At 45.2% G+C, this 16,265-nt stretch carries 19 protein-coding genes; 18 read left to right on the forward strand and 1 reads right to left on the reverse strand.

Annotation, left to right across the window (positions count from 1 at the left end; all coding sequences use genetic code 11):
- Window positions 1-4: 4 nt before the first annotated feature.
- From rpoZ to A8805_RS00845, 11 genes are all read left to right on the forward strand, one after another.
- Complete coding sequence (gene rpoZ, locus A8805_RS00795) at window positions 5-247, forward strand: DNA-directed RNA polymerase subunit omega (protein ID WP_109708329.1); 243 nt, start codon at window positions 5-7, stop codon at window positions 245-247.
- A 56-nt stretch (window positions 248-303) separates the two neighbouring features.
- Window positions 304-1,629, forward strand: coding sequence for a 30S ribosomal protein S12 methylthiotransferase RimO (gene rimO, locus A8805_RS00800; RefSeq protein WP_109708330.1), 1,326 nt, complete (start codon window positions 304-306; stop codon window positions 1,627-1,629).
- Window positions 1,626-2,168: a CDP-diacylglycerol--glycerol-3-phosphate 3-phosphatidyltransferase gene (gene pgsA, locus A8805_RS00805; protein WP_109708331.1), complete on the forward strand. Its 543-nt coding sequence runs from the start codon at window positions 1,626-1,628 to the stop codon at window positions 2,166-2,168. Before rimO ends, pgsA begins: the two co-directional genes overlap by 4 nt.
- Window positions 2,169-2,185: 17 nt before the next feature.
- Complete coding sequence (locus A8805_RS00810; RefSeq protein WP_330405660.1) at window positions 2,186-2,692, forward strand: CinA family protein; 507 nt, start codon at window positions 2,186-2,188, stop codon at window positions 2,690-2,692.
- 306 nt (window positions 2,693-2,998) lie between these two features.
- Complete coding sequence (locus tag A8805_RS00815; protein ID WP_109708333.1) at window positions 2,999-4,207, forward strand: EAL and HDOD domain-containing protein; 1,209 nt, start codon at window positions 2,999-3,001, stop codon at window positions 4,205-4,207.
- Between the two features lie 203 nt (window positions 4,208-4,410).
- A complete protein-coding gene (locus A8805_RS00820; protein ID WP_109708334.1) occupies window positions 4,411-5,103 on the forward strand; it encodes an iron-sulfur cluster assembly scaffold protein in 693 nt (230 codons plus the stop codon).
- Window positions 5,104-5,193: 90 nt separating this feature from the next.
- On the forward strand, window positions 5,194-6,204 hold the full coding sequence (locus tag A8805_RS00825) for a GGGtGRT protein (protein WP_109708335.1): 1,011 nt from the start codon (window positions 5,194-5,196) through the stop codon (window positions 6,202-6,204).
- A 218-nt stretch (window positions 6,205-6,422) separates the two neighbouring features.
- Entirely contained in the window at window positions 6,423-7,211 is a 789-nt protein-coding gene (locus tag A8805_RS00830; RefSeq protein ID WP_109708336.1) for a hypothetical protein, read from the forward strand.
- 256 nt (window positions 7,212-7,467) lie between these two features.
- Window positions 7,468-8,985, forward strand: coding sequence for a ParB/RepB/Spo0J family partition protein (locus A8805_RS00835; RefSeq protein WP_181392700.1), 1,518 nt, complete (start codon window positions 7,468-7,470; stop codon window positions 8,983-8,985).
- Window positions 8,986-9,285: 300 nt separating this feature from the next.
- On the forward strand, window positions 9,286-9,639 hold the full coding sequence (locus A8805_RS00840) for a hypothetical protein (RefSeq protein WP_011988863.1): 354 nt from the start codon (window positions 9,286-9,288) through the stop codon (window positions 9,637-9,639).
- Complete coding sequence (locus tag A8805_RS00845) at window positions 9,632-10,339, forward strand: antirestriction protein ArdA (protein WP_055669154.1); 708 nt, start codon at window positions 9,632-9,634, stop codon at window positions 10,337-10,339. Before A8805_RS00840 ends, A8805_RS00845 begins: the two co-directional genes overlap by 8 nt.
- 82 nt (window positions 10,340-10,421) lie before the next feature.
- Here the strand turns inward: A8805_RS00845 and A8805_RS00850 are convergent, their stop codons facing one another.
- Window positions 10,422-10,832 (reverse strand): ester cyclase, encoded by a 411-nt coding sequence (locus A8805_RS00850; protein WP_055669151.1) that lies wholly within the window; start codon window positions 10,830-10,832, stop codon window positions 10,422-10,424.
- A gap of 120 nt (window positions 10,833-10,952) precedes the next feature.
- Between A8805_RS00850 and A8805_RS00855 the strand changes: the two genes are divergently transcribed.
- The 7 genes from A8805_RS00855 (at window position 10,953) to A8805_RS00885 (ending at window position 16,263) form a co-directional block, all read left to right on the forward strand.
- The gene (locus tag A8805_RS00855) at window positions 10,953-11,750 is read left to right on the forward strand and encodes a DUF6674 family protein (RefSeq protein ID WP_055669150.1); all 798 of its coding nucleotides are present in this window, start codon (window positions 10,953-10,955) and stop codon (window positions 11,748-11,750) included.
- Window positions 11,751-11,825: 75 nt separating this feature from the next.
- Complete coding sequence (locus tag A8805_RS00860) at window positions 11,826-12,299, forward strand: PcfB family protein (RefSeq protein WP_055669149.1); 474 nt, start codon at window positions 11,826-11,828, stop codon at window positions 12,297-12,299.
- Window positions 12,289-14,121 (forward strand): VirD4-like conjugal transfer protein, CD1115 family, encoded by a 1,833-nt coding sequence (locus A8805_RS00865; protein WP_055669148.1) that lies wholly within the window; start codon window positions 12,289-12,291, stop codon window positions 14,119-14,121. The genes A8805_RS00860 and A8805_RS00865 overlap by 11 nt, the downstream gene beginning before the upstream one ends.
- A 92-nt stretch (window positions 14,122-14,213) precedes the next feature.
- Complete coding sequence (locus tag A8805_RS00870; RefSeq protein ID WP_011988858.1) at window positions 14,214-14,426, forward strand: Maff2 family mobile element protein; 213 nt, start codon at window positions 14,214-14,216, stop codon at window positions 14,424-14,426.
- 11 nt (window positions 14,427-14,437) lie between these two features.
- Window positions 14,438-15,304, forward strand: coding sequence for a VirB6/TrbL-like conjugal transfer protein, CD1112 family (locus A8805_RS00875; protein WP_109708337.1), 867 nt, complete (start codon window positions 14,438-14,440; stop codon window positions 15,302-15,304).
- A gap of 15 nt (window positions 15,305-15,319) precedes the next feature.
- Entirely contained in the window at window positions 15,320-15,814 is a 495-nt protein-coding gene (locus tag A8805_RS00880; RefSeq protein ID WP_055669145.1) for a SpoVG family protein, read from the forward strand.
- 50 nt (window positions 15,815-15,864) lie between these two features.
- A complete protein-coding gene (locus tag A8805_RS00885; RefSeq protein ID WP_109708338.1) occupies window positions 15,865-16,263 on the forward strand; it encodes a DUF7007 domain-containing protein in 399 nt (132 codons plus the stop codon).
- The last annotated feature ends 2 nt before the right edge of the window (window positions 16,264-16,265 follow it).

Below are 16,265 nucleotides of genomic sequence, written 5' to 3' on the forward strand. Positions count from 1 at the left end.
AAATATGCTACATCCATCTTACACAGACTTAATGAAGGTTGTAAACAAAGACATTGAAGAAGGCGAGACAAAGATTGTAAACAGCCGTTATTCTATTGTATTGGCCACATCCAAAAGGGCAAGGCAGTTGATTGACGGAGAAATATCTATGGTAAATGCCAGAGATGCACAGAAGCCTCTTTCAACGGCGATTGAAGAACTGAATGAAGGAAAGCTGAAAATTATCGCTGAAAATGCAGAAGAATAGAAATGAAAAAAGGCAGATGCACATAGGGGTATCTGCCTTTCTAAGTAGGAGGTTTTATGAAGATACTATTTATTTCTCTTGGGTGTGACAAAAACCTGGTAGATACGGAAGTAATGCTGGGACTTCTGGCATCCAGAGGATATGAGATGACAGACAGTGAAACAGAGGCGGATATCATAGTGGTAAACACCTGCTGTTTTATTCACGATGCCAAAGAAGAAAGTATTCAGAGCATTTTGGAGATGGCAAAATACAAAAAAGAGGGAAATCTCAAAGCTCTTGTTGTAACTGGATGTCTGGCTCAGAGATACCGTCAGGAAGTTTTGGATGAAATTCCTGAGGTAGATGCAGTCCTGGGAACGACATCCTACGACAAAATCCTGGATGTGATCGATGAGGCGCTGGAAGGAAGGCAGTCTGTTACAATGACAGATATAGATGTGCTGCCCAAGGTTCCTGCAAAGCGTTTGGTAACCACAGGGGGACATTTTGCTTATTTGAAGATTGCAGAAGGGTGTGACAAACACTGTACCTACTGTATTATTCCAAAAGTCCGTGGAAATTTCAGGAGCGTTCCTATGGAGCAGCTTATAGAGGAAGCACAGTACCTGGCGGACCAGGGAGTAAAAGAATTAATTCTTGTGGCTCAGGAAACTACACTCTATGGCAAGGATATTTACGGTGAAAAGTCTTTACATCTGCTTCTGATAGAATTGTGTAAAATAAACGGTATCCGGTGGATACGAGTGTTATATTGTTATCCTGAAGAAATCACTGATGAATTGATACAAGTTATGAAAGAGGAAGAAAAAATCTGCCATTACGTGGACCTGCCGATTCAGCATGCCAATGATGAGATACTCAAGCGTATGGGAAGACGGACAACAAAGAAGGAACTGATAAGCATTATTGGGAAACTCAGAAAAGAAATTCCTGATATCTGTATACGTACAACACTGATTACAGGTTTTCCCGGAGAAATGCAGGAGCAGCATGAGGAATTAATGGAATTTGTAGATGAGATGGAATTTGACAGGCTGGGAGTGTTTACTTATTCACCGGAAGAGGATACTCCGGCGGCCGGGATGCCGGGACAGGTTCCAGAAGAGATAAAGGAGGAGCGTCAGGCTGAATTGATGGAGCTTCAGCAGGAAATTGCTTTCGAACATGCAGAAAATATGGTAGGACAGGAAGTTCTGGTGACGATTGAGGGAAAGATAGCGGATGAAGATGCCTATGTAGGCAGAACCTACAGAGATGCTCCGAATGTGGATGGCCTGATTTTTGTAAATACAGATGAGGAACTGAAAACAGGAGATTTTGCGAGGGTAAAGGTGTCCGGTGCAGTGGACTATGATTTGATAGGAGGACTAGTGGAATGAATTTACCAAATAAATTGACAATATTAAGAGTCATTATGGTTCCCTTTTTTGTGTTTTTCATGCTGACGGATGTTGGAGGAGCCGCAAATAAATGGATTGCACTTATTTTGTTTATTGTTGCAAGCCTGACAGACTTATTGGACGGGAAAATTGCCAGGAAATATAATTTAGTTACGAACTTCGGAAAGTTTATGGATCCTTTGGCAGACAAGCTTTTGGTCTGTGCTGCTATGATTTGCCTGGTAGAGATGGAAAAGCTGGCAGCCTGGATTGTCATTGTGATTATCAGCAGAGAGTTTATTATCAGCGGATTCCGTCTGGTGGCTTCTGACAGTGGAGTTGTAATTGCAGCAAGCTACTGGGGGAAATTCAAAACAGTATTTCAGATGGCTATGATTATTTTGTTAATCGCAGATTTAGGTGGTATTTTTGATATGATTGGCACTATATTCGTATGGATTGCCCTTGTATTAACAGTGGTTTCTCTGCTTGATTACGTGTTGAAAAACAAACAAGTACTGACACAGGGAGGGATGTAATTGTGTATCCCCAATGGATGTTACAGAAAACAGAAAGTGAAGAAACTAGTCTGGAAGAACAACTGGTAAATGAACTGGCAAAACACAAGCTTACTATAACAACGGCAGAATCCTGCACAGGCGGCATGATTGCCGGGACTTTAATTAATGTTGCCGGGGCTTCGGATGTACTGAATGAAGGGTATATTACCTATTCCAATGAAGCAAAGGAACGGCTGGCAGGCGTAAGTCACGAAACCCTGGAAACGTATGGTGCAGTCAGTGAGGAGACTGCCAGGGAAATGGCAGAGGGAGCCGCAAAAGCTGCAGGTGCAGATGTTGGGCTGAGTTCTACCGGCATTGCAGGTCCTGGAGGCGGAACGAAGGAAAAACCCGTAGGACTGGTGTATATAGGCTGCAGTGTCTGTGGGAGGACAAACGTAATAAAATGTCAGTTCACAGGCAGCCGAATGGAAAACCGGATAGCTACTGTTGAAAAGGCACTTGAAATGGCCCTGAAGGAAATAAATAATTTGGCGATATAGCAAACATATGAAAAAAGTTGATGGATTTTATAAGTCCATCAACTTTTTTATGTGTTAACGAAAACACCAATAAAGTAATAGTTATTGTTATTATTTGGATAATGTGTTATTGTAATAATAACAATTTAAAATGATGATATGGAAAAAAACTACTACTTTCTGTGCAATTAAAATGAGGGAAGTGGCTTATCAGATGAGGGAAGATATAAAAAAATACCGTACAGAATAATACATATATAGAAGTAGCTAGAATAATAAGGGCAAAAATGGATGAATTCAATACAATCAGACAGGGGGGCCTAGAAAGTGTTTATTGCAAGACAACCAATCTTTAACCGGGATCTTAAAATATACGGATATGAGCTGCTCTACAGGGCAAGTGAAACATCGAATGCTTTTTCAAGTGCGACTTCTGCCTCCGCAACAGCGGTGGTACTTGGAGAACTATTTGAGCAGGGTATGGGCAAGATTGTCGGAGAAACAAGAGCTTTTGTGAATTTTGATTACGAATTCATTTTATCAGATACAATTGAGCTGATAGATCCGGGCAGCTTGGTGATAGAAGTTCTTGAGACCGTTAAATTTGATGATGCGCTCTTAGCCCGAATTAAGTATCTTCGTACCAAAGGATATAAAATAGCTCTTGATGATTTTGAAGATGATTTTTTTCACTGCCCGGCAGTGCCAATGGCCGATATTATTAAATACGATATCCGCGCAACTCCCCTTGATACGATATATAAGGAAGTTAAGGAGGCAATTTCAAGCAATCATGTATTGTTAGCGGAAAAAGTTGAAACAGAAGAAGAGTATAAAAAGGTAAAAGAAATGGGCTTTCAACTATTTCAAGGTTATTTTTTCAGTAAACCTAAAATTGTGTCAAGCGGATATAAAACTAAAAAATCACCTAAAACAGTTTATCTTCAAATATTAAGTGAATTAAAAAAAGAGGACTTTTCCTATGACAGGATTTCGAAAATTATAGAATCGGATGTCAATTTATCATATAGATTGTTATATGTAATAAGCCGTAAAAAAGAGAAACACTATAATTCAATCAAAAAAGCTTTGATACGTATGGGGCGGCATGAAATAGAGAGGTGGATTAGTGTGGTAATGCTTCAGAATATGTCAGCGGATAAACCGGATGAGATTTTCAGACTGTCACTGCTGCGCTCCAAATTTAGTGAATATATTGCCGAACATAGTTTTTTTAAAGACAGGAAAGATGAAGTAGCGCTGATGTGTTTATTCAGTATGCTGGATGTGATTTTGAACAGCTCTATGGAAGAGGCTTTACAGGGATTAGCGATTTCAGATGATATCACAGATGCTCTTGTAAATAGGACGGGCGTCTTTGAACCATTGTGTACATTGATAAGGTCCTATGAAAATGGTGATTGGAGTGAAGTGGATAAATATGCTAAGGCAATTAATGTGTGTTCGGAAATCTTAACTGAAGGGTATATATCAGCAATAGAATGGGCATCAGACATTATGAATGTTTATGGATAAGAGAACGCTTCTTACACAAAGTCACTGCTGTACTTAAATGCTTCTCTATATTCACAGATATTCAATGCCAATGTGGCCGGGATTTGTAGAAAGTAACAATTGACGAATGTCGAAAATTGTGCGAAAATATCAGGTATATGGCGTTAAATAATTATCAGATGCCTATAGGAAGATAATCATACGTATTTGAAAGGAGTTTTAACATGATTTATTCACATGAAGTAGAAATGATGTGTCCGGTAGCTCAGGGTACAAATCACGGACCAGCTCCAATTCCGGAAGAAGCAAAATGGGTACAAGCCAAAGAGGTAAAAGATATTGCTGGTTTGACACATGGAGTGGGCTGGTGTGCTCCGCAACAGGGTGCCTGTAAGTTGACCTTGAATGTAAAAGAGGGAATTATTCAGGAAGCTTTGGTTGAGACAATCGGATGTTCAGGAATGACTCATTCCGCTGCTATGGCATCTGAAATTCTTCCGGGAAAAACCGTTTTAGAGGCATTAAACACAGACCTTGTCTGTGATGCTATTAATACAGCAATGAGAGAATTATTTTTACAGATTGTTTATGGAAGAACACAGAGTGCATTCTCAGAAGGCGGACTTCCAATCGGGGCAGGACTGGAGGATTTAGGGAAAGGACTTCGCTCTCAGGTTGGTACAATGTACGGAACATTGGCTAAAGGCCCCCGCTACCTGGAGATGGCTGAAGGTTATGTAACAGGAATCGCATTGGATGCCAACGATGAAATCATCGGATACCAGTTCGTAAGCCTTGGAAAATTCACAGATTTCGTAAAAGCAGGCGATACACCAAATGACGCATGGGAAAAGTCAAAAGGTCAGTATGGACGTGTTGCAGATGCTGTAAAGATTATCGACCCTCGTGAGCAATAACAGAGGCAGAATTAAGAGTGAAGAATTTATATTCACTACAACCAAATATTACATAACAGGTAACGCTGAATAAATCAGGAGGACAATTAAATGGCTTTATTTGAATCATATGAAAGAAGAATTGATAAAATCAATGAAGTATTAAATGGCTATGGCATTGCTTCTATTGAAGAGGCTGAAAAGATTACAAAAGATGCCGGGCTTGATGTTTATAATCAGATAAAAGGAATCCAGCCCATTTGTTTTGAGAACGCTTGCTGGGCGTATATTGTAGGTGCAGCTATCGCAATTAAAAAGGGATGTAAGTCAGCGGCTGACGCGGCTGCAGCAATTGGGGAAGGTCTTCAGGCTTTCTGTATTCCAGGTTCTGTTGCTGACCAGCGTATGGTTGGACTTGGTCATGGTAACTTAGGAAAGATGCTTTTGGAAGAAGAAACAGACTGCTTCGCATTTCTTGCAGGACATGAATCTTTTGCAGCAGCAGAAGGTGCTATCGGTATCGCTGAGAAAGCAAACAAAGTACGTAAAAACCCTCTGCGTGTTATTCTGAATGGTCTTGGAAAAGATGCTGCAAAGGTTATCTCCAGAATCAATGGATTTACCTATGTACAGACAGAATATGATTACTACACAGGAGAATTAAAAGAAGTTGAAAGAATTTCTTACTCTGAAGGACTTCGCTCCAAAGTAAACTGCTATGGTGCAAACGATGTTCGCGAGGGCGTTGCAATTATGCACAAAGAAGGCGTAGACGTATCTATTACAGGTAACTCTACAAACCCAACACGTTTCCAGCATCCAGTAGCAGGTACATATAAAAAAGAATGTATGGAACAGGGCAAGAAGTACTTCTCCGTAGCATCAGGCGGTGGTACAGGACGTACACTTCATCCAGATAACATGGGTGCAGGCCCGGCTTCTTATGGTATGACAGATACAATGGGACGTATGCACTCTGACGCTCAGTTTGCAGGGTCTTCCTCTGTACCGGCTCATGTTGAAATGATGGGACTGATTGGAGCAGGTAACAATCCTATGGTTGGAATGACCGTGGCAGTAGCTGTTTCTTTGGAAGAAGCGGCGAAGGCTGGTAAATTCTAGCAAGTACAGTGTTTATAAGAGCTGTGGCATTTGCGAAACAATGCGAAAAAGCGCCAAAAATCATGCGTAACAAACAGACGTAATTAACAAAATAAGAGGGGAGCACAAGTGCTTCCCCCTTATTTTTTTGCTATTTTATTTTTGCAATTCAAATTTTCTTACCATTGCTTTTAGCGGACTTTTTTGGTGTAGTTATTGCAAGTATTTATTTTGTGATAATGGTTGAAGTCTATATATTGTTATGCTGGAAGAAAATTTGGAATTCAATTGAATTGTTAATATGTCATTATAGACGAATAAGAAGTAGGAATTTTTATTATATTATTGACAATAAAAAGAAAAAAGAAAAGGATAGCAGAAAAGCATGGGTCAATGAGTTGAACAGTCTTAGCGGAAGTGCATATATTATTGTTTTCTTAGTTTTAGCAGCTATTAGCACATTATTATCTAAGCAGATGGGTGCAGTAGAAATTGTCTTGATTATGATATTTGGCAGTGTTATGATATGGGGAGCATATCTCTGGTTGCTCTATAGGATTCCATGGGTGAGTTATATCATTTTTGTAACTATGCCATTTATCTTGGCAATTATAATAACGTCAGCTAAATATAATATTAGCAGTATCAACTTATGGATAACAACAATCTGTGTAATGAGTGCTATAATTTTTCAAACGTTTTTCGTTGTGATGACACCGATTTTCTTGTTACATAGTTTGAAATCAAAGATCTTATTGGTAAGTGCCATAATCACAATAATAAGTGCCTTGATAAGTTTGATAGTTAGCGCCTGGATACAGTCAAGAATACCGGCATTTGAAATGAATACGGTGTATGCGGAGTTAGTGAATGGAGGATATCTGAGTGATAGTTTAGTTGCAATAGTAGATGAGAATAAAATTATCGTAGAAGATATTATGAAATATGTGTATGAGAGAATTGGCAGCGAGTATGTTTCCACAGTGGAGAGTGTAATTAATTTATCTTTTTGGTGTATTAGCTTATGAGCCAAACGTATTAGGAAAACTGCAAAAACCCTTATTCTATGCGGGATAAGGGAATACCAAAATAAAATATGAGCTATCACATTACACAGGATACCGCCTAATTGGACAAGATAGGCGGTATTTTTGTATCTGGATAGCGGAACTTCGGGTCAACTTGGCCCGAAGTGGAAAGGGGGGATTACAAATCCCTGTGGGGCTTGACCTAAAAAATCAAGCCCCTTTTTCATGCCATAAAACAGACAAGGAGGAAAAACGCATGGCAAAAAATGAGCCAAACAAACCGGACGAAGTAAAAACCGCCCCGGCACAGGAAGCCGCAGCAGAAGAAAAAAGCACTCCCAAACCCATGCCGGAGATTGGCGGCAAAGCTCCTGCCCCGGAAAAGACTGCCGAAGAAACAGCGGCACTTCCCCATGAGGACGGAGCCGCCCTGCATGAATCTGATAAGGACAGGCCGAAAGTACCTACCCCCATTGACATTCCCGCCCCCGGTGATGTGGTGGTTTCCTTTGACAAAATCAATGAGATTGTTTCCGGGAAACAGGCGGCGGTAAAGGAAGCGGAGCAGACCGCCCCCGAAAAAAAGGACATGGAAAAATCAGCACACACCGAAAAAAAGGCAGAGCCAGAGAAACCCGGTATGGATAAGGGAAAGGAAAACGAGCCGAAAACGGCTAACAGCAAGCCCAAATCTCGCTCACAAAAAACCACTGAAAAAGCGGACAAAAAGCCTACTCGCCCTGCCAAACAGGAAAAAGCCCCAAAGGCTGTAAAACCGGAAAAGCCGGATAAACCGAAACAAGCCGCAGAAATTGGCGGCGGGGCTTCTGATTCCCCGCAAGCTACGGAACAGGCACAGCAGGAAACGCCGTCCCCTGCCCCGGAACTGCCGTCCGAACCGAGGGAAGCACCCCACCCCGGCGAACAGGAACAGATTGTTTATCTCAATCTTTCCGAGCTTTTCGCTTTCAAAGATCACCCGTTTCAGGTTCGTAATGATGAAGAAATGGCGGCTATGGTGGAAAGCGTTAAGGACAAGGGCGTTACCCAGCCTGCCATTGTGCGCCCCCGTGAAGATGGCGGCTATGAAATCGTATCAGGCCACCGCCGCCAGAAGGCCAGCGAATTAGCCGGATTTGCGGATATGCCTTGTATTATCCGCAACATGACGGACGAACAGGCCATCACGCAGATGGTAGAGGACAACACCAACCAGCGTGAAAATATCCTGCCCAGTGAACGGGCCAAAGCCCTGCAAATGCAGTTGGAAGCCATCAAGCGGCAGGGCGCGCGAACCGGCAACGGGCAACGCTCCAATGAGGTTGTAGCAGAGCGCAACAAAATGACGGTCAAGCAGGTTCAGCGGTATATTAAGCTCAATGAGTTGGTTCCCGACCTTATAAAAATGGTGGACGAAAAGAAAATCGCGTTCACTCCCGCCGTGGAGCTTGCGTTCATCAAGCCCAAAAATCAGCGGTATATCGCTATCGCCATTGAGGGCCAGCAGTCGGCTCCCTCACTCTCACAGGCACAGCGTATGCGTGACCTTGACCAAAAGAAGTTGTTAAACCCCGATGTGATTGACGGAATCATGTTAGAAGAAAAAAAGGAGGCAGACAAAGTGATTATTTCAAGTCAGGAATTAAGCCAGTATTTCGGCAAGGAGAAAACACCTCGCGAAATGAAGGATACCATTATGAAACTGCTGGAGGAAAACAAGGCGAAGCTGAAAGAGGTTTCGGCTCCTCAAAAGAAAGCCGAACAGGAAAAATAAGCACTTCGGGTCAAGTTGGCCCGAAGTCGGTATATGCGGGGCTTTGCCCCGTGCCCCAAAGCTCTAAGGATAAATATATTCCCCGTCGCCGCTTATTGGGTAGCATAGCCGGGAAAATCGGTCAAGAGCTTGCCGCCGTAGGCGGTGCTTCGCACTCTTGACGGATTTCTCCCGGTTATGCTTTAAGGCAGTCAAGCGACGGGGATATATATTCCTTTGAGCTGCTCCCTTTCCAAGCGTGGAAAGGGCGGGGGGATAGGTTGACACATTCAGCGCAACAAGAACGGAGGTGCTTAAATCATGAAACGACCTTTAGCATACATTACTGCCGCGTGGTGCGGCAATCACGATACGGATACCAAACAGGCGGCGCAGTATTGCCGGGCAGTCTATGAAGCCGGGTTTTCCCCGGTTTGCCCGACCCTGTATCTTCCGCTTTTTCTCAATGACGCAATCCCGGAGGAACATAAAAGCGGCATTGATATGAGCCGGGATCTCCTGCGCCGCGCCCATGTACTTGTCGTATGCGGAAGCGATATTGACGAGGACGTGAAAAACGACATTGCCGTTGCCGGGCGGCTGAACATCACGGCAACCACGCTGGACGGGATTCTGACCGTGAAAACACAGGGGCAGGAAAAAGACCATGCTTGAAGCCTTTGTTACCAATCTTGGACGGTATAACGAGGGATATTTGGACGGGGAGCCTTTAAAGCTCCCTGCCACCACCGAGGAAGTGCAGGCTCTTTTGAAGCGTATCCATGTGGACGGTGTGCGGTATGAGGAAATTTTCATTACTAATTATGAAACCGACATTCCCGGTCTGCGTGACTGCTTAGGAGAATATGAAAGCATTGATGAGTTGAACTTCTTGGCTTCCCTGCTGGACGATATGGAGGAATGGGAGTTAGAAAAGTTTTCTGCCGCCGTGGACTTCGGGGAGTACAACAGTGTACCCGCCCTAATTAACCTTACGCAAAATCTGGATTGCTTTGAGTTTTACACCGGAATTGAGAACGAGGACGATTTGGGCCGCTACTATATTGAAGAAATGTGTACGCTGGAAATTCCGGAGCATTTGGAAAACTACATTGATTATGAAGCCTACGGACGGGATATGAGCATGGACGAGGACGGACGCTTTACCGAAGGCGGATATGTGGTGCGGACAGGCGACAGCTTCACCGAGCTTTACTGCGGCAGGGAAGATTTACCGGAAGAATACCGGATTTTCGCTTATCCCAAACCGGAAAAGCTTTCTATTCGTGACACACTCAAACAGTATCAGCAGATGATTGACAACGCACCGTACACCTCAAAAGACCGCTCTGCCCCGTCCTGTGAGGAACGATAAAAAAACAGCTACGAATTAGTTAGACCGTAGCTGTTAAGGAAAGTAATACAATTTTATAAGACATGGTGAAAACTGGTGGACATTATGCAGGTTTAATGATTTCTGCATTAAAGAGGGCTTCAAAAGTATTGACAGCTCCACCATGCTCGACAATTTTGCCATCAACAATTTTGTCAATGTCAACACCTGTCATCCGCAATTTTTTGCCTGTGGGTTTCATGCCCAGCCATTCCCCCTGATGTGTCCCCTCCATAAGAAACTCTGAGATTATCATATCGCCATCAGCGTATTGGCGAATAATTGTCATTTTCAAATCAGGATAGGTTTTTCTGACATCTACCATATGTTGTTTCATGCCCTCAATACCTACGGGGATAATATCTTCTCCTATTCTTACCGTGCAGTTATCTGCAATATATTCAGGTAATTCATTAAGAAGGTGGTTTGAGGTGATATGTTCATAAAAGTACTTAACTTTTTCCAAGTTATCCATAATAAGCTCCTTTATTCATTTCAAATTATATTTTTAGGTTAATAATACCACATTTATACAGTTGAAACAATTGTCACTTTGGGTCAACTTGGCCCGAAGTGTGAAAGGAGGTTAAAGCCTATGGCAAAAACGAAAACTACCGCCGAGCCGATTTTGGAAAATGAACACGTTAAGGAGCTTTTGGCGATATTGCGGGAAAACAATTCCCCGTCCACAAAGGATTTTCTTGCGGTTCTGCATCATGTCGGAGCAATGGAAAAACAGCTTGACGCCGCTGTAAAGGAGCTTGCCGCCATGCGGCAGGAACTCCGAACAGCACAGGAACAGAACCACCCGGTTAAGACCGATTTGCAAAAGGCGGTCATTGTTATGCAGGGGCAGGTATTGGACTTGCGGGATAAATTGGCGGAGCTAAAGCAAAGCGTCATAGACGGTTGTAAGAACGCCGTTACCGCTTTTAAGGAAACCGGCATTTCCGCGCTGGATAACGTAGCCCGGTTCTTCAAGGTGTGCCCCACTTTAGAAGCCATGCGGGATATGCTCACAAAGGATATTCAGTACGACGATAAGGCTATTGCCAAAATCGAAGCCATCAGCACCGAATACCATCAAGCCGGGCGGCATTTGAAAAACATGGGTCGGGTCATGCTTGGCAGAGAAGCGGCACAGGAAGTCAAACGGCCCGGTAAGCTGGCGGCGGTCATATCTGCCCCATTTCATGCGGAGCGTTCCCATTTTTCCAGTATAAAAAGCCATGTAGAAAAATCTTTGAAAACGCTGGCACGGTTGGAAGAACGGGCGGCAGAGAAAAAGCCCTCTATCCGGGAAGCTCTTGCGACCCACAATGAAAAAATCGCGCAAGAACAAAAGGACACTCCCACCACAGAACGCCCCCGCCCTGTCAATGCGGAGAGGTAACACACTTCGGGCCAACTTGGCCCGAAGTCCTCCCGCATATACGATTGTCCTATCTGGCAGGAAAGGAGGAATTTCATGCAGGAAGATATTGAACGCCGGACGGTTGCCCTATCCGTCAATGCCACAAAACTGACGGGCCGGACACTGGCAAAGGTGCTGGCGGCAGCACTCCGGCAGATACAAAAGGGCCATCAGAAACGGCAGACCCCACAGGGCAGACAGAGCGTAAAAAAGCTGATGAACCACGGTGTTTCTACCAATAGCCTTGATTTGTCCGGGGATACGAAGCTGTTTGACCGTGTGGCCCGAAAATACAATGTGGATTATGCTTTTCATAAAACAGGGCCGGACAAATACCTGCTGTTCTTCAAGGCTGGACAGGCGGACGCTATCACCGCCTGTTTTGGCGAATACACAAAGCTGGTACTGAACCGGAGCAAGAGCCGCCGCCCCTCTATTCTGAAACAGTTAAAATCCTTTGCCGACAGGGAGCGCACCAAACCGCGTCAGCAGGAACGGAAACGAGAGGTGGTGCGGAATGAACGATAAAATCCGTAAATATGTGATTCCCAATGTTCCCTATTTGTTTGTGCTGTGGTTCTTTCTGAAGCTCGGCACAGCCTACCGTCTTGCGGCAGGTGCAGACTTTGGGGAAAAGCTAATCGGCATGATGAAAACCACAGGCCCGGCGTTTGCTTCATTTGCGCCGGGCTTTGTGCTGTCCGATTGGCTCATTGGCCTTGCAGGGGCTGTCATGCTCCGGCTGGTGGTATGGTATAAGGTAAAAAACGCAAAAAAGTTTCGGAGGGATGTGGAATATGGCTCGGCCCGGTGGGGAACGGCAAAGGACATCAAGCCCTTTATCGACCCCAAATTCAGCAACAACGTAATACTTACAGGCACGGAGCTTCTTACCATGAACACCCGCCCGGCAAATCCCGCCAACGCCCGAAACCTTAACTGCTGTATCATAGGCTCCAGCGGAAGCGGGAAAACCCGCTTTTGGCTGACCCCACAGCTTTTACAGGCTCATTCGTCCTATGTGGTGGTTGACCCAAAGGGCGGCATTTTAGAGCAGGTAGGCTCTTTTCTGAAAAAGCAGGGCTACAAAATCAAGGTATTCAACAGCATAGATTTTTCAAAATCCATGCACTATAACCCGCTGGCCTACTTAAAGACAGAAAGCGATATTTTGAAGTTTGTAAACGCTCTGATTGAGAACACAAAGGGCGACGGCAAAGAGGGCGACCCGTTCTGGACGAAAGCGGAAACACTTTTGTATTGCGCTTTAATCGGCTATATCGTCTTTGAGGGGCCGGAGGAAGAACGCCATATCAATACCCTTGTGGATATGCTGAACAGCATGGAAACAAGGGAAGATGATGAAAATTTCAAAAATGCTGTGGACTATATGTTCCTTGGCTTGGAAAAGCGCAACCCCAATCATTTTGCGGTGCGCCAGTACAAAAAATTCAAGCTCGCCAGCGGCAAAACCTCAAAAAGTATCCTGATTTCCTGCGGAGCCAGACTTGCTCCCTTTGACATTGGACAGCTCCGGGAGATTATGAGCTATGACGAAATGGAGCTTGACCGCATGGGTGATAAGAAAACCGCTACCTTTTTCATCATCAGCGACACCAATACGACCTACAACTTCATTGTTGCCCTTGCCTTTTCGCAGATGTTCAACCTTTTGTGCGAACGGGCCGACAGCAAATTCGGCGGCAGACTTCCCCATCATGTAAGGGTATTATGGGACGAAGCCGCCAATACCGGGCAGGTTCCTCAACTGGAAAAGCTGGTTGCCGTTATCCGATCCCGCGAAATATCCTTGTGCCTGTTTTTACAGGCACAGAGCCAGTTAAAGGCTCTGTATAAAGACCACGCTGAAACCATTATGGGGAATATGGACAGCGTGATTTTTCTTGGTGGGCGGGAACATTCCACCATCAAGGAGCTTTCGGAGGTTTTGGGGAAAGAAACCATTTCCATGAAGACGGAAAGCCGCACACGGGGTCAGTCGGAAAGCTATGGACAAAATCTGCAACGGCTTGGCAAGGAGCTTATGACAATGGACGAACTGACCACCATGCCGGGCAACAAGTGTATTTTACAGCTTCGCGGTCTGCGTCCGTTCCTATCCCTAAAATACGATTTGAAACAGCACCCCAATTACAGGTATACCGCCGAAGCCGACAAGCGCAACGCTTTTGACGCTTCAAAGCTGGTAAACCGCCGCATGAAAAAGCTCAATCCCAATGAGCAGTATATCGTTTATGAAGTAAATGCCGACGAGGAAACCGTCGCCATAGACGAGAACGAGGACATTCTCAACTATGATGATGTGGACGACCCGGAAGCATTTGCATAACTTCGGGTCAACTTGGCCCGAAATGACAGCCGCCGGAAATGGCGGTTTTTTTGTACCCGAAAACAATATGAAAATATGGAGGTAATTAGATTATGGGATTTTTTACAAGTGCAGTTAGCACCTTACAGACCCTTGTTGTGGCTCTTGGCGCGGGTCTTGCCGTATGGGGCGTTATCAATCTTTTGGAAGGTTACGGGTCGGACAATCCGGGCGCGAAATCGCAAGGGATTAAACAGCTTATGGCCGGGGGCGGCGTTATCCTGCTGGGAACAACGCTTGTACCTATGCTTTCCAGCCTGTTTTAAGGTAGGCCGGTATGGATTTTCTCACCGACTGGATTAACGAATGGATAAAGGGCCTGCTGGTAGACGGTATCATGGGCAATTTAATCGGCCTTTTCGAGAACGTGAACGACCAGATCGGAGAGATTGCAACGCAGGTGGGAACCACGCCGAGGAATTGGAACCCCGGCGTATTCTCCCTCATACGGCAGCTTTCCGAAACGGTTGTCCTGCCGATTGCCGGACTGGTGCTTACCTTTGTCATGTGCTATGAGCTGATTCAGATGCTCATTGACCGGAACAACCTGCACGACATTGACACATGGATTTTCTTCAAGTGGATATTCAAGACCTTTGTCGCGGTACTGCTTCTTTCCAACACGTTCAACATTGTAATGGCGGTATTTGATGTATCGCAGAGCGTCATTAACAGTGCAGGGGGCGTGATTGCAGGAAATACAGGGGTAAGCCCCGATATGCTGGACAGCTTGGAAGCCCAGCTCATGACAATGGAAATCGGCCCTCTGCTCGGTCTGTGGATGCAATCCTTTCTGATTAAGATTATTGTCGTAGCAATCAACATTGTTGTGTTTGTCATTGTGTACGGCAGAATGATTGAAATTTATCTTTTGACCAGTTTAGCACCCGTGCCAATGGCAACCTTGGTCAACCGGGAAATTGGCGGCATGGGCCAGAATTATCTGAAATCCCTGTGCGCCGTGGGCTTTCAAGGCTTGCTGATTTTGGTATGCGTGGGGATTTACGCAAAGCTGGTGCAGAGTATCGCCGTAGGCGGCAACCCCATTGGAGCCATATGGACGGTTATCGGCTATACGGTTCTACTTTGCTTCACCATGTTCAAGACGGGAAGCCTTGCAAAATCTATTTTTGGAGCACACTGACAACTTCGGGCCAACTTGTCCCGAAGTGAGAAAGGAGAAATTCTTACTATGAGCAACGAAAAAACAACGGTTCCGCAGGAAACGGAACAGGCGGCTCTGCCGCTGAAACTGGACGTTACCGCCCGGCTCATTGAGCCAAAGGGCAACCTTGTAGGCTTTGCCAGTCTGAAACTGAACGACTGCTTTGTGATTGACGATTTCAAGATTTTACAGAGCGACAAGGGCATTTTTGTAGGTATGCCGAGCAAGCCGGATAAGACCAGCAAGTCCGGCTACCGGGATACGGCCCGCCCCATCACAAAGGAGTTTCGTGCCGAGCTGACGGAAGCCGTGACAGCGGCCTACCATGCAGAGCTTGAAAAGTTGCAGACCCGCGCTGCTGCCATTGCTTCCCCCGAAAAGCAGTCTATCCCGAAACAGCTTGCGGAGGGCGCGAAACAGGCGGCACAGGAAAAAGCCGCCCGGCCTGCTCCTGCAAAGGCCGGTAAGACCAAAAATGCAGAAAGGTAATATTGCTACTTCGGGCCAACTTGGCCCGAAGTGCCGGAAAGGAGGATTTTATGCTCTATCAACAGCCGGAACAATCGCCGTGGGGCAAGGTGCAGACCTGTGATATTCTCTGCCCCGGCGTGTTTCTTGTGAGTACCGCCAGTCATGGCGGCACAATGGTTGCAAAGGATATGGCGGCGGTGCTTTCTTCTGCCGCGATCAAGTGTGGCTTTCGTCACAGCGGTTTTCTCTGCTTTGAGGAAGATACACAGGAAGATGTTGCCCTGCGGGAGCTTTTAGATAAAAAGCTGTGGACGATTCCTGACCGCATTAGGGATAAGTCTGCTTTTGAGGAAAACATCAATAAGTCACTTCGGGAACACAACCCGGACTATTGGCGGATACGACAGGCCGGACTGGAAAAGACCCCGGCACGGCAGACGGTTCCTATCCACAATGCAGAACGATAATC

This window comes from Faecalicatena contorta, assembly GCF_003149105.1.
GTDB lineage: Bacteria > Bacillota > Clostridia > Lachnospirales > Lachnospiraceae > Muricomes > Muricomes contortus_C.

Excerpts from the sequence above, each read along its gene's own strand:
- rpoZ (WP_109708329.1), top strand. The coding sequence starts at position 5 with ATGCTACATCCATCTTACACAGACTTAATGAAGGTTGTAAACAAAGAC.
- rimO (WP_109708330.1), top strand. The coding sequence starts at position 304 with ATGAAGATACTATTTATTTCTCTTGGGTGTGACAAAAACCTGGTAGAT.
- pgsA (WP_109708331.1), top strand. The coding sequence starts at position 1,626 with ATGAATTTACCAAATAAATTGACAATATTAAGAGTCATTATGGTTCCC.
- A8805_RS00810 (WP_330405660.1), top strand. The coding sequence starts at position 2,186 with ATGTTACAGAAAACAGAAAGTGAAGAAACTAGTCTGGAAGAACAACTG.
- A8805_RS00820 (WP_109708334.1), top strand. The coding sequence starts at position 4,411 with ATGATTTATTCACATGAAGTAGAAATGATGTGTCCGGTAGCTCAGGGT.
- A8805_RS00825 (WP_109708335.1), top strand. The coding sequence starts at position 5,194 with ATGGCTTTATTTGAATCATATGAAAGAAGAATTGATAAAATCAATGAA.
- A8805_RS00830 (WP_109708336.1), top strand. The coding sequence starts at position 6,423 with ATGGTTGAAGTCTATATATTGTTATGCTGGAAGAAAATTTGGAATTCA.
- A8805_RS00835 (WP_181392700.1), top strand. The coding sequence starts at position 7,468 with ATGGCAAAAAATGAGCCAAACAAACCGGACGAAGTAAAAACCGCCCCG.
- A8805_RS00840 (WP_011988863.1), top strand. The coding sequence starts at position 9,286 with ATGAAACGACCTTTAGCATACATTACTGCCGCGTGGTGCGGCAATCAC.
- A8805_RS00845 (WP_055669154.1), top strand. The coding sequence starts at position 9,632 with ATGCTTGAAGCCTTTGTTACCAATCTTGGACGGTATAACGAGGGATAT.
- A8805_RS00850 (WP_055669151.1), bottom strand. The coding sequence starts at position 10,832 with ATGGATAACTTGGAAAAAGTTAAGTACTTTTATGAACATATCACCTCA.
- A8805_RS00855 (WP_055669150.1), top strand. The coding sequence starts at position 10,953 with ATGGCAAAAACGAAAACTACCGCCGAGCCGATTTTGGAAAATGAACAC.
- A8805_RS00860 (WP_055669149.1), top strand. The coding sequence starts at position 11,826 with ATGCAGGAAGATATTGAACGCCGGACGGTTGCCCTATCCGTCAATGCC.
- A8805_RS00865 (WP_055669148.1), top strand. The coding sequence starts at position 12,289 with ATGAACGATAAAATCCGTAAATATGTGATTCCCAATGTTCCCTATTTG.
- A8805_RS00870 (WP_011988858.1), top strand. The coding sequence starts at position 14,214 with ATGGGATTTTTTACAAGTGCAGTTAGCACCTTACAGACCCTTGTTGTG.
- A8805_RS00875 (WP_109708337.1), top strand. The coding sequence starts at position 14,438 with ATGGATTTTCTCACCGACTGGATTAACGAATGGATAAAGGGCCTGCTG.
- A8805_RS00885 (WP_109708338.1), top strand. The coding sequence starts at position 15,865 with ATGCTCTATCAACAGCCGGAACAATCGCCGTGGGGCAAGGTGCAGACC.